The 12,929-nt window shown below is 63.2% G+C and carries 9 protein-coding genes; 4 read left to right on the top strand and 5 right to left on the bottom strand.

The features are described from left to right. Positions 1 to 195 precede the first annotated feature (195 nt). The 3 genes from PW947_RS05160 to PW947_RS05170 are packed head-to-tail and all read left to right on the top strand — an operon-like array spanning position 196 to position 5,766. Positions 196 to 1,623 (top strand): TolC family protein, encoded by a 1,428-nt coding sequence (locus PW947_RS05160; protein WP_299629997.1) that lies wholly within the window; start codon positions 196 to 198, stop codon positions 1,621 to 1,623. Further along, on the top strand, positions 1,613 to 2,710 hold the full coding sequence (locus PW947_RS05165; protein ID WP_299629998.1) for an efflux RND transporter periplasmic adaptor subunit: 1,098 nt from the start codon (positions 1,613 to 1,615) through the stop codon (positions 2,708 to 2,710). The genes PW947_RS05160 and PW947_RS05165 overlap by 11 nt, the downstream gene beginning before the upstream one ends. Continuing rightward, on the top strand, positions 2,707 to 5,766 hold the full coding sequence (locus tag PW947_RS05170; RefSeq protein ID WP_299629999.1) for an efflux RND transporter permease subunit: 3,060 nt from the start codon (positions 2,707 to 2,709) through the stop codon (positions 5,764 to 5,766). Before PW947_RS05165 ends, PW947_RS05170 begins: the two co-directional genes overlap by 4 nt. Before the next feature lie 4 nt (positions 5,767 to 5,770). Here the strand turns inward: PW947_RS05170 and PW947_RS05175 are convergent, their stop codons facing one another. Further along, the gene (locus PW947_RS05175) at positions 5,771 to 6,544 is read right to left on the bottom strand and encodes an antibiotic biosynthesis monooxygenase (protein ID WP_299630000.1); all 774 of its coding nucleotides are present in this window, start codon (positions 6,542 to 6,544) and stop codon (positions 5,771 to 5,773) included. A gap of 278 nt (positions 6,545 to 6,822) precedes the next feature. Here PW947_RS05175 and PW947_RS05180 point away from each other — a divergent pair, with 278 nt between their 5' ends. Next, positions 6,823 to 7,596 (top strand): sulfite exporter TauE/SafE family protein, encoded by a 774-nt coding sequence (locus tag PW947_RS05180; protein ID WP_299630001.1) that lies wholly within the window; start codon positions 6,823 to 6,825, stop codon positions 7,594 to 7,596. Between the two features lie 25 nt (positions 7,597 to 7,621). Here PW947_RS05180 and PW947_RS05185 read toward each other — a convergent pair whose 3' ends face one another. The 4 genes from PW947_RS05185 to PW947_RS05200 form a co-directional block, all read right to left on the bottom strand. Beyond that, positions 7,622 to 8,557, bottom strand: a complete 936-nt coding sequence (locus PW947_RS05185; protein ID WP_299630582.1) for an MBL fold metallo-hydrolase — start codon at positions 8,555 to 8,557, stop codon at positions 7,622 to 7,624. Positions 8,558 to 8,616: 59 nt separating this feature from the next. Beyond that, complete coding sequence (locus PW947_RS05190; protein ID WP_299630002.1) at positions 8,617 to 10,389, bottom strand: FAD-dependent oxidoreductase; 1,773 nt, start codon at positions 10,387 to 10,389, stop codon at positions 8,617 to 8,619. Positions 10,390 to 10,450: 61 nt separating this feature from the next. Beyond that, the gene (locus PW947_RS05195) at positions 10,451 to 11,962 is read right to left on the bottom strand and encodes an alginate export family protein (protein ID WP_299630003.1); all 1,512 of its coding nucleotides are present in this window, start codon (positions 11,960 to 11,962) and stop codon (positions 10,451 to 10,453) included. Further along, on the bottom strand, positions 11,952 to 12,905 hold the full coding sequence (locus PW947_RS05200; RefSeq protein WP_299630004.1) for a glyoxalase: 954 nt from the start codon (positions 12,903 to 12,905) through the stop codon (positions 11,952 to 11,954). Before PW947_RS05200 ends, PW947_RS05195 begins: the two co-directional genes overlap by 11 nt. Positions 12,906 to 12,929 lie beyond the last annotated feature (24 nt).

A 12,929-nucleotide genomic window follows, 5' to 3' on the forward strand; every position in this document is an offset into this window, starting at 1 on the left:
CAGCAAGCGACCTTCCCGCGATTGGGGCGAAAAGATCGTACCGGCGATACCTGAAGGAAATCTTAAGCAATGCGTTACGCACTTAATGTCGTTAAGCGTGACTTAAGCGCGTCGCCAGCAGAATCGGCCCCTATTCATTCGGCATGCGACGCGATCACCGCGAGTGCATGCCGTTCTCACTGAGGAGGCCGCACCTTGCCCGCTTTTCATGCCGCTTGTCGCGCGACCGTGCGCGCCATTGCGCCTGCGTGTGCGTTGCTCGCCGGTGCGCTGCTGACGGCCGGCTGCACCTGGTATCACCGCGAGCCGCTGGCGCCACGCGATACCGCGACGTCGTTGCACGCGCTCGATCGCATCACGATCGATCCGGCGACGATGCCGCTACCGTCGCTGGCCGCGCATCGCTTCGATCCGTCCGACGGACTCGATATCGAAGAGGTCGCGATGCTTGCGGTCGCGAATAACCCCGATCTGAAGCTGACGCGCGACGATCTCGGCATCGCGCGTGCGCAAGCGTTTTCCGCCGGCCTGTTGCCCGATCCGCAGTTGAGCGTGTCGAGCGATTACTCCGGCATGCAAGGCACGACGCGCGCATTCAACTACGGTTTGAGTATCGACCTGATGGCGATCGTCACGCGCGGCGCGAACAGCCGTTCCGCCGATGCGAGCGCCGCGAAAACGGATCTCGGTTTGCTGTGGCAGGAATGGCAGACCGTCGCCCAGGCCAGACAGCTGTTTATCAAGGCCCGCTTTCAGGAAGACACGCTGCCGTTGCTGCAACGGCAACTCGATCTGTCACGCACGCGCTATCGACGGATGGCCGACGCACAACGCGACGGCAATCTGACCGAGGACGCATCGACCGCTGCGCTCACCGCCTATAACGATGCGCGCAAGCAGTTCACCGACGCGCAGCGCGCCGCCGAACAGACGCATCACGATCTGAATGCGCTGCTTGGCCTCGCGCCCGACGTGCAATTGCAATTGACCGGTCATGAAGACGACACAGCGTCGTCACTCGATGATGCCGCGATCGATCAGGCGTTAGCAACATTGCCGCGACGTCGCCCCGATCTGCTTGCACTCGAAGCCGGCTATGAAGCGCAGGAACAGAAGTACCGCGCCGCCGTGCTGAACCAGTTTCCGGCATTGAGCGTGGGCTTCGTGCGCGCACGCGATACGTCGAATATCTATACCAGCGGCTTCCAGATCAATCTGAATCTGCCGGTCTTCAACCGCAATCGCGGCAACGTCGCAATCGAACAGACCAGCCGTCAACGCTTGCGCGACGAATATCAGAACCGCTTGAATCAGGCGTATGCCGATGTCGCGCATCTGCGCACCGACAACGGCATTCTCGTCAGCCAGGTCGAACAGACCGAATCGGCACTACCGGATCTCGATCTCGCCGCTCGCCATGCAAGCGACGCCTACGCCGAACACAACCTCGCACTCGGCGCGTACACGGATGCACAAAGCGCCGCGCTGACCCGGCGGATCGACGTGGCGACGTTGCGCGAATCGCTTGCCGAACAACGCGTCGGCTTGCAGGCGCTGCTCGGCAGCGCGATTCCCGACGCCTTCTCCGCAGACCAGACTGATACGGAATCCCATGCCAGATAACCGACTTTCGATGCTCGCCCGTCGCGCCGCACGCTTCGTCGTGACATCAGCCGCGTTCACGGCAGTGACGAGCCCTATCGCTTTTGCGGACGATCCCGCTGTCGTCGCCGTGCAAACCACGCGGGTCGAACGCGCGATCATTGCGCAACCGGTGCGTGCCTACGGCATCGTTGCCGCGTCGGCATCGAACGTAACGACGATCAACCTGCCCTACGCCGCACGCATCGTGCAGATGCGCGTGCAGGCCGGACAAACCGTCACGCGCGGCATGCCGCTGTTCGTCGTGCAGGCCGATCCCGCCGCCGTCGTCGCGGCCGGTCAGGCACGCAGCGCCGCGACGCTCGCGCAAGGCGAACTGGCGCGCACGCAGTCGCTGTTCGACAAGGAACTCGCCACGCAAACGCAACTCGCCACCGCCAGAAAGGCGGCGCTCGATGCGCAGCAGGCGCTCGCCGCGCAAGATCAGATGGGCGTTACGACCGGCACCCGAACGGTCCTCGCACCGATCGACGGCGTCGTGCTGCAATTGAGCGCGGCGCAAGGCGATCAGGTGCAGCCCGGCGCGCCACTGCTGCAACTCGCAGCCGCCAATAGCGGCCGCGACATGCGCGCAAACGTGATGCTCGGCGTCGAACCCGCCGACGTCGCGGCGTTGAAGGTCGGCGACACGCTGACCATGCATGGACTGTCGACGTCGCTCGCCAGAAGCGCGATCGACGGTCGCGTCGTGATGGTCGGCGCGTCGGTGGATGCGCAAAGTCAGCTCGTGAATATCGGCGCGAACGTGCCGCTCGGACAGACCGCGTTCATTCCTGGCACGCGCGTAAGCGCCGACATCGCCACGCATGCGGGCACGCACTGGATCGTCCCGCGCGACGCCGTGCTGAAAGACGAAAAAGGCGCGTACGTGTTCCAGATCGCGGCGGGACAACGCGCCCATCGCGTCGCCGTCTCGACCCAGGTGGAGGACGGCGATCGCTATGGCGTAGACGGATCGCTGGATGCGGCGCTACCGCTCGTCGTCAGCGGCAATTACGAGCTGAAAGATGGCATGGCCGTGCGCACAGGCGGGAGCACGGGACAATGAATTTCGGTCAATGGATGCAGGCGCACCGGCGCTCGCTGCTGTTCGTGATTGCGTTGCTCGCCATCGCGGGCGCACTGACCGCGTTTCGGCTGCCGATCTCACTGTTTCCGAATGTCGCGTTTCCGCGCGCGGTGGTGTCGCTCGATGCGGGCGATCGTCCCGCCGAGCAGATGGCGACGCTCGTGACGATGCCTGTCGAGGAAGCGTTGCGGCGGGTGCCGAACGTGCGCGACGTCGAGTCGAAAACGAGCCGCGGTTCGGCGGAAATCTCGATCAATTTCGATTGGGGCACCGACATGGCGCAAGCCACGTTGCAGGCACAATCGGCGATCAGCGAAATCCTGTCGACGTTGCCGCAGGGCACGTCGATGCAGGTGCGCCGGATGGACCCGACCGTGTTCCCGGTTCTCGCGTATAGCCTGACGTCGAACCGGCAATCGCTGTCGGCACTGCACGATCTGGCGCAATTCCAGATGCGGCCGATGTTGTCGTCGGTGGAAGGCGTGGCGCGCGTCGATGTGACGGGCGGCGCACAGGACGAGTTCGAAGTCGCGGTCGATCCCGCACGGCTTGCCGCGTACAAGCTGTCGCTGGCCGATGTGTCGAAGGCGATCGGCGCGAGCAATGTGCTGATGGCCAACGGCCGTATCGAAGATCACTACAAGCTGTATCTGGTGATCGCGAACACCACCATCACGCAGATCGCGCACCTGAAAAACGTCGTCGTCTCGACCAACGGCGCGACGCCAATCCGTCTGGGCGACATCGCGACCGTCGGTCAAGGCGTCATGCCGCAATGGATGCGCGTCACTGCCGACGGCCAGGACGCCGTGCTGCTGAATGTCTATCAGCAACCCGGCGCGAACAGCGTCGCGATGGCGAAAGCGATTCGCGCGAAACTGGCTGCATTTCAGCCGCAAATGCCGGCGGGCGTGCGGCTCGCGAACTGGTACGACCAGAGCGAACTGGTGATTGCGTCCGCCACCAGCGTGCGCGACGCGATCATGATCGGCGTCGTGCTGGCGGCGTTGACGCTGTTCGTGTTTCTGCGGAACTGGAAGATCACCGCAATCGCGGTCGCGCTGGTGCCGGTCGTGATGGCGGCGACCATTCTGCTGCTCGATGTATTCGGCATGGGCTTCAACATCATGACGCTCGGCGGGATGGCGGCGGCGGTCGGACTTGTGATCGACGACGCGATCGTGATGATCGAGCATATCGTGCGGCGCATGCGCGAAGCGGGATCGAAAGCGTTTCATGGCCGCGTGATGAGTGCCGCACTCGAATTCACGCGTCCGTTGGCGGGATCGTCGGCGGCGACGCTGATTATTTTCGTGCCGCTCGCGTTTCTTTCGGGTGTAACGGGTGCCTTTTTCAAGGCACTTTCGTTGACCATGGCCAGCGCGTTGCTGATTTCGTTTCTCGTCACGTGGCTCGCCGTGCCGATTCTCTGCGACCGCTGGCTGAAGCCGAAAGACGCGGAAGCGCATCAGGAGACGCGACTCGCGGCGTGGATGAACCACCGGTATGCGTGGCTGGTCGAGCGCGTGAGTGCGCGCCCGGTTCTCGTTACGCTCGGCGTCGTGCCGCTCGTGATCGTCGCGGCATTCGCTTTCACGCGAGTCGGCAGCGGCTTTATGCCGACCATGGACGAAGGCGGTTTCGTGCTCGACTATCACACGGAACCGGGTACGTCGATTACCGAAACCGACCGGCTGATGAAACAGGTCGAGGCGATCATTCGCGCCAATCCGAACGTTTCCACGTATTCGCGGCGCACGGGCGCAGGACTCGGCGGCGATCTGAACGAACCGAACAAAGGCGATTTCTTCGTGCGGCTGAAGTCGGGCAACCGCGAGTCGATCGACGTGGTGATGGAGGAAATCCGCTCGAAGGTCGAGACCACCGTACCGGGCGTCAGCGTCGAGCTTGCGCAGTTGATGGAGGATCTGATCGGCGATCTGACCGCCGTTCCGCAGCCGGTGCAGATCAAGATCTACTCCGACGACCAGACCGTGCTCGACGATACCGCGCACAAGGTCGCCGCGCAAATCGGCAAGATCAACGGCATCGTCGATGTCAACGACGGCATCAATCCGGCCGGCGATGCGCTCGAACTGCATATCCGTCCCGACGCGGCAGCCGCCGAAGGCATGGACCCGCAATCGATCGCGCAAGCGGTGTCGGATATGCTCGAGGGTAATGTGGCGACGCAGTTTCAGACGGGACCGAAGATGGTCGGCGTGCGGGTTCACGTCGCAGGCGCACTGAAGCTGACCGATACGCAACTGGGACGCTTACAGATTCGCGCACCCGATGGCCATCTGTTCGCACTCGATCGGGTCGCCGATCGCGTCACGGTGACGGGTCAACCGGAAATCAGCCGCGACAACCTGAAACGGATGGTGGCGGTGACGGCGCGGATCGATGGGCGCGATCTCGGCTCGACGATTGGCGATGTGCAAAAAGCACTGGCCGCGCCGAATCTTCTGCCGAAGGGCGTGTACTACGAACTGGGCGGTTTGTACCAGCAACAGCAGATCGCGTTCAAGGGCTTGCTGACGGTATTCGGTGCGGCGGTCGCGCTCGTATTCGGTCTGCTGCTGTTCCTGTACGAACGTTTCCGCATCGCACTCGCAGTGATGGCGATGCCCTTGCTCGCGACTGGCGCGGTCTTTATCGGACTGTGGGTCACCGGCATCGAACTCAATATTTCCGCGATGATGGGCATGACGATGATCATCGGGATCGTCACGGAAGTCGCTATTTTCTATGTATCCGAATTGCAGGGGCTGGTGCGCGACGAAGGCATGCCGTTCGAACGCGCGCTGATCGAAGCGGGCCGCAATCGCTTGCGGCCGATCGCCATGACCACCATCGCCGCGATCCTCGCGCTATTGCCGCTGGCGTTCGCATTGGGCCAGGGTTCGGCGATGCAGCAACCGCTGGCCATTGCGATTATTTCAGGGCTGATCGTGCAGTTGCCGCTGGTGCTGCTGGTGTTGCCCGTCCTGCTGCAACTGCTGATGCGATCGCAGCCCACGCACGCGGATTAAACGCCTATTGGCTGGTGATGTCTTTTAGCAGCACGCGTCCGTTCATCATCGGTTTTGCGAGCGTGAGCGCGTAGTCGGCGCGAATCGTCGAGATGACCGGACGCTTCAGATTGGCGTCGTGCGTCGCGTCCGTGGTCCAGCGTTCCAGTTGCACCATCTGGTTCGGGTCGTCGGCATTCTGGTAGATGTCGAAGCTGATATTGCCGGGCGCGGCACGAAAGGTCGGCGTGACGGCGGCGATGTCCGAATGGAATTGCGCGGACGCGTCCGGTTTGACGCTCAGAAACACCAGCACGTTGCTGGTTTGCGCGGCGCCATCCACCTGCTTGGGCTGGAAGCCGTCTCCCGGCGTGGCGGACACGATCCGCATATGACTGATCGGGCCGTCGAGGTCGGCTTTCGCGGCCTCGTGCATCGCGAGCAACGCGGGCTGCGCCATATGCACGTTGTACGCCGCCGCATCCTTCCATTGCTCCAGCACATACAAGGTGTCCGGCGCGGAGCGCGACTGGAAAATGGTGAACGAGATATTGCCCGGCGCGTGTCTCGCGTCCGTCGCATTACGACGCAACGCCTGCTCGAACGACGCCAGTTCCGCATGCTTCACGTGCAGTGTCGCAAGATTCTCGAACGGCGCGACGGGTTGCGATGTATCCGCAGCGGTCGCGACTGTCGCGGCGTGCGCCGTCAGACCAGCAACAACGGCCGTTGCGATGGCGGCAAACGTCCATGTTTTCCTGACGACACTGCTGCGTGCGGCCGGTTCTTTCAAGCGCATCGTGAATCCTCTCTTTAATGAATCGTGACGGGTCGATAGGTCCCTGGGATGCTGCCAGAATCGACACCCACGTCACGTGAAGAAAGTTTCATGTTGCGTTCATCGCCGGGGCAAAAATATCCTTCGGAACCGCGCGGCGTGTCACGGGAGACCCGTCGATTGCCCAACTATTGAACTTCGCAGGAAGATTCTTCTCGTCACACGCGGAATCGGCGTCCAAAAGAATAAATTCCGCCTGGGGATAACCCTGACACTGTGTGCCTCGACCAAGGCACACCATGCATCCATTTGAGTTCACCGTTCTGCTCGTCGCCGGTCTGTGCGGCGGCGTCATCAACGCCGTCGCGGGCGGCGGCAGTTTCGTCACCTTGCCTGCGTTGATGTTCTTCAACGTGCCGCCCACCATCGCCAATGCGACCAGCGCGATTGCCGCGTGGCCCGGCCTGATGACCGCCGCGTACGGCTATCGGCGCAAGCTGCTCGGCGATCCGCGCGCGACCTTGCGCTATGCGATTGCGAGTTTGATCGGCGGTGTGACGGGCGGCAGTCTGTTACTGCTGACGCCCGCTTCCGTGTTCGCGCGGGCGATTCCCGTGCTGATGTTGATCGCCACGACGCTGTTCTATCTCGCGCCGCGCCTGGTCGGTGCCGCGCGCCGACATAGCGCCGACGCACATGGAACGGACGCTGGCGCAACACGCGGCCGCACGTTGATCCAGTTGTGCGCAAGCATCATGGTCGGTTACTTCAATGCGGGCAGCGGCATCATCGTGATGGCGGCGCTGAGTCTGTGCGGCATGCGCGAAACGCAATTGCTCAACGGCTTCAAGAACCTGCTTGGCGCAGTCGCCGCCGGCGCGTCGATTGCGGCGCTGGCGCTCGGTGGACAGGTTGCGTGGACCGCGGCGGCGTTGATGATGGCGGGATCGCTCGCGGGCGGTCTGGTCGGCGCCCGCGTCGCGCAGAAGATAGACGCACGCGTGTTGCGCATCATGATCCTCAGCTTCAGCCTGCTGATGACCGCGTATTTCTTCTGGAAGTTCTGGCTTTAATGCGCCCCGCCGCGTCGCTCACCCGTCACCGACCCGGCGCGGCTTCGTAGTTGACCGGCACCCAGTCGTAGGTCCGGCCGTTCTGGCGGATGTGTCCCAGACCCGGATACGCGATATGCGCTGCGCCGACCAGATACTGGTGGCTCGCCGCCAGCTTCAACGCGAAGCGCCGCGAGCGTTGCGCGGCTTGCGCATCGGTGTCGTATTCGACGGAAGCCTTCGGGTTCTGCAACTGGATCGCCGCGACGTGGACGATATCGCCCCACACCAGCAGGTCTTTCGCTCCACTCTCGACAAGATACGCGGTATGTCCCGGCGTATGGCCCGGCACCGCGATCGCGCGGATGCCCGGTTCGAGTTCGACGTCGCCGCTGAACGGCTTGAAGCGCCCCGCCGCGACATACGGCGCAACCGACGCAATCGCCGAATCGAAAAACGTGCTCAGAAAAGCGGGCGCGGTCTTTTTGTTATCGGCGTTGAGCCAGTAGTCGGCTTCGATCTGACTGGTCCTGACCACGGCATTCGGAAACATCATCTGGCCGTCGGTGGCGATCACGCCGCCGACGTGATCCTTGTGCAGATGCGTGAGCAGCACTTCATCGACCTGCTCCGGTCGATAACCGGCCGCGCGTAAATTCGCGAGCACCTGTCCGCAGCATTTTCCGTAGAGCACGCCTGCACCCGAGTCGATCAGGATCAGCTTCGTGCCGGTGTTGACCAGGAAAGCGTTGATCGATCCCTGCACCGGCGCATGCAGAAAATCGCGCGTGAGATCGCGGCCAATTTCCTGCTTCGATACGCCTTCGACGACCGTATCGATCGGAAACGGATGCGTGCCGTCCGACAATGCGGTCACTTCGAAATCACCCACCATTACGCGATAAAAGCCGGGTGCCTGAGTCTTCACCTGCGGCGCGGCCGCGTATGCGGCGTTCGCCATAAAACCGCTCGCCAATGTCATCAGACACCACGCAACCAGCCTCGACGACCGGCTGAAACGCTCACTCCAACTACGCGGGTTCATGCTGTTTTTTCCTCGCTGACAAGCGGTTCGACCGCATTCATATGGCTGAGATACGCGTGAATCTGACTGACGACCGCGGCGCCGTCGCCGACTGCTGCCGCGACGCGTTTCGCCGATTCGGACCGCACGTCGCCGACCGCGAACATGCCGGGCACGCTGGTTTCCAGCGGATAGTGGACACGCGGCAAACGCGACACGCGAGACGAAGTCGCGTCGTCGCGGTCTCGGCCGTGTTGCGTAAAACCAGTCATCACGAAACCGCGATTGTCGAGTTCGACGCCGCTCATCGACAGCCAGTCGGTTTTCGGATCTGCGCCGATAAACAGAAACAGATGCCGCGTCGGGAGTCGTTCGTCCGCGCTCTCGCCTTCGCGCCGGATGCGCACGTGCGTGAGTCCGGCGTCGTCGCCTTCCAGCGATTGCAGCTTGCACAGATTGCATAACGACACGTTCGGCAACGAGCCGATCCGGTCGATCAGATACTTCGACATACTCGCGCTCAGGTCCGCGCCGCGAATCAGCACGCGAATACTGCGCGCGAAATTCGCGAGGAACACCACCGCCTGACCGGCCGAATTGCCGCCGCCGATCAGCACGATGTCCTGTCCTTTGACCAGCTTCGCTTCGATCGTGGACGCCCAGTAAAAGGTGCCGCGCGACTCGAAACGCTCGAAGCCCGGCACCACCGGTTTGCGGTACGCGGCACCGCTCGCGATCACCACGGTGCGCGCGTTGATGCGCTGCCCGTCGAACAGGGTGAGCGCGAAGATGCCATCGTGCCGGCGCACTTCCGTCACCTTGCCGGGAATCGCCAGATGCGCGCCGAATTTCAACGCCTGCTGAAACGCGCGCGCCGCCAGTGCCTGGCCTGAAATGCCGGTCGGAAAGCCCAGATAGTTTTCGATCCGTGAACTCGCGCCCGCCTGACCGCCCGGCGCGCGCTGATCGAACACCGCCACCGACAGACCTTCGGTCGCGGCGTAAACCGACGCCGCCAGTCCGGCCGGACCCGCGCCGACAATCGCGACGTCGTACACATGCGACGGCTCGAACTTCGGCACGAGTCCGAGACACGACGCCAGTTGCACTTCATCCGGCGCGCGCAGCACGTTGCCGCTCGGACAGAACACCAGCGGAAAATCGTCCGGTCCGGCGGTCATGCCGGACAGCAGCGAAATCGCCTCGGGATCGGTACGCGCGTCGATCACCGTCGCGGGGTAAGCGTTGCGGCGCAAGAAGCCTTGCAACGCGATCAGGCGCGCATCGTCGCCATTGCCGACGATGATCGGGCCGAGTCCCTGCTCGATCAGACCGAGCCGCCGCAAAATCAGCGCACGCATGATGTGCTCGCCGAGTTGCGCATCGGCGACGATCAACGCGCGCAGCTTCTCCGGCTCGATCACCAGCGTTTGCGCATCGGTCAATGCAATGCCGTCGATCAGCGCGGGCTTGCCGGACAGTTGCGCCATCTCCGCCATGAAATGACCGTCTTCGTGTTCGGTGATCAAGGTCGAGCGTCCGAAACTGTCGCGCGAATAGATGCGCACGCGTCCGCGCAACAACACGAACAGGCCGAGCGCGACCCGGCCGGTTTCGAAGATCAGTTCGCCGGCCTTGAACGACATCGGCGTCGCAAAGCGCCGCAAGCTCTCGATCTCCGCGGCGGACAGCTGGGGAAACATCTGATGCTGCCGGAATTCCAGCGACGAATAAGGCAATTCGAGTTCCGACGGCATTCTGACGCCGGAAGATTGATCCGGGATATTCATCGTTCGACCTCGTCTAACGCGTCACCGGAGTGACGATCTGCTGATCCGCGCGCAATGCGTGCTACCAGCTGAATTTCAGTTCGGCACCGATGTAATCGGCATTCGCGGCACCGACTTCGCGCAACGAATCGCCGACCTGAAAATGCACCGCTTCCAGCGCGGCCGCGACGTTCGCGTTCACCGCGTAATCGGCGCGCAACTGCGTGTAAAAACCGGTCCAGCGACCGCCGTGTCCCGCCGTGCCCGGCACCACCGACGAGCCTTGTCCATACACCGCGTCGGCCGTGGTTTCGCGCCATTGCAGACCGACGCCTGCCAGCAGCGTGAGCTTGCTGGTCGGCTTGATGATCAGCGACGGCTTCACGTGGATCACGTTGGTGTAGCCGGTGTATCCGGCCAGCGCGAAGTAGTAGCCATTCGGAAACAGCGGATTGAAGGTCGCGACGCGGCCATCGCCGGGATGACTGTCGCCGGACGCGGCGTCGATCTGGACACCGATGCGCGGCGTCCACGGCACGGCCGCGAGCGTATAGCCGGCCAGCGAGCCGACCGCCCACGCGCCGATGGTCTTGTTGCCGACACGCCCCGACTGATACATCGCTTCGACGTCCCAGTCGAAATTCGCGGCCTTGCCGGCATAACGCGCATCGAACACATCGCGATGCTCGTCGCCGGACGCGTCGAGAAAGCGCGCGTTGCTGCGGTTATAGCGCGAGTAATACGCGGACAGGTCGCCCGGACCCACGCCCTGGCGCTCGACCCGCACGCCGCTAAACGTCAGATGACGGTTCGACACGTCGTCGAATTGCGTGTCGTCGCGATACTGGACCGGCTGCGTCGCGTACGCGATCCAGCGCCACGGACCGGTTTCGTAATCGGCCCAGATGGCGTCGAACGCCTGCCGCACGTTCGGACCGTCTCGCACCGAAATAAACCGCTGCAAGTCGAATGCCATTTCCTGACGCCCGACCCGGAACTTGAACGTGCCGGGACCGACCGGCTCCGTGATCGCCACGAACGCCTGGCGCAGATCGAGCGGGTTTTTATCGACCACGCCGACGTTGTCCTTGCCGTACGGCCGCGCATCTTCGAACTGCGTGAAGAACTGCACGTGCGGCCCGAGCCGGACGTCCGCATGCACTTCGAGCCGTTGCAGCACATACGTGTCGTCGCGGCCGGTGCCGAGCCCGAACAACGGCGCGTCGTTCATTTCCAGCCGCTCGCGCAACACCATGCCGAGCGAAATATAGGCATCGGGATTGCCGAACAGCGGGATGTACTTCAGCGAGTCGAACGGCCGTTTCGGCACGCAGGGATTCGCCAGCGCCGACCAGTTTTCCTGCCAGCGGTTGAACATGACCGTGGGACGCGCGCACGACGCGCCGCTCCCGGCCGACGCTGCAGTCGTGGTGTCGTCCGCGCTACCGAGCGCGGTGTCGGCGGCGAACGCGGGCCACGCGGCGGCGAGGCCCGTGGTGACTACCAGTGCGCGCGCGGCCTTCAGCGATACGCATTGCCGCAACGCCCCGCGCACCTTCACGACCGGCACTTTGATCGACGCCTTACTTGCCATCGTGAACTTCAGCGATATAGCCGCCGGGGAATTCGAGCACTGCGGTCTTGCCCGACGCCGTGCTGTACGCGGGGTACAGCACTTTCGCGCCGGCCGCCTGCGCCTTGTCGAGCGTCTCGCCGAGATTCGCGACGCCGTAGCCGGTCGTTTCGCGGCCGAACGGGAACGGCAGCTTGCCGTCGGTGACGAACACGACCATGCGGCCAAAGCCGGATTCGATGCGGATCTCGCGCATCGTCTGACCCGAACGGCCGATCGCACCTGCGTCCGCGTGACGGTTGTCGGACACGACCTTGCCATGCGAGAAATGCACCCAGCGACGCACGAAGTTATCCGCTTCGAAGCGCGACACGTACACGCGATTGTCCGGCACGCTTTGCAGCGGCGCGTAGTTCGGCGCCTTGGTGTGCCAGTAAAGCTGCATCGTCAGGCCGCCCGGCCACTGGATGATCGCGTCCTTGCCGATCGGATCGTCGAACGAATCGACCAGAATATCGGCGCCTGCCGCGCGCGCGGCCTTGATCGCCTGATCGATGTCCGTCACCAGATAGCCGGTGCGTTCATTGCCGAACGGATACGGCACCGGCGTTTCGAAGCCGAACACCGACAGCATGCCCACCGGCGTCTGCACGTATTGCGACGCGGTCTTGCTCGGCGTCGGCGTCACGGTGAACACCGCGCGCGGCGAAGCCTTGCCGCCGAAGGTCGCGAGAAAGCTGCTGACGAACGCGTCGAGATCGGCGGACGCGACATAGACGTGCGTCGTATCGTATTGCGGACCGACCGACACATCCGCCAGTTTCGTCGCATGCGCGACTGTGCCATGCGCAATCTCCGACGGACCTTCGGAGTCGGCATAAGCCGACGACAGCGGCGTCAGGCCGATAAGCACCGCAGCGGACAGCAGTGCGACTGAACGGAATCGATTGAGCGACGTGAGCATCGTGTTACCTGATAGTGTTAGCAA

Origin of the sequence: Paraburkholderia sp. (assembly GCF_028283785.1) — a bacterium.
Classification (GTDB): domain Bacteria; phylum Pseudomonadota; class Gammaproteobacteria; order Burkholderiales; family Burkholderiaceae; genus Paraburkholderia.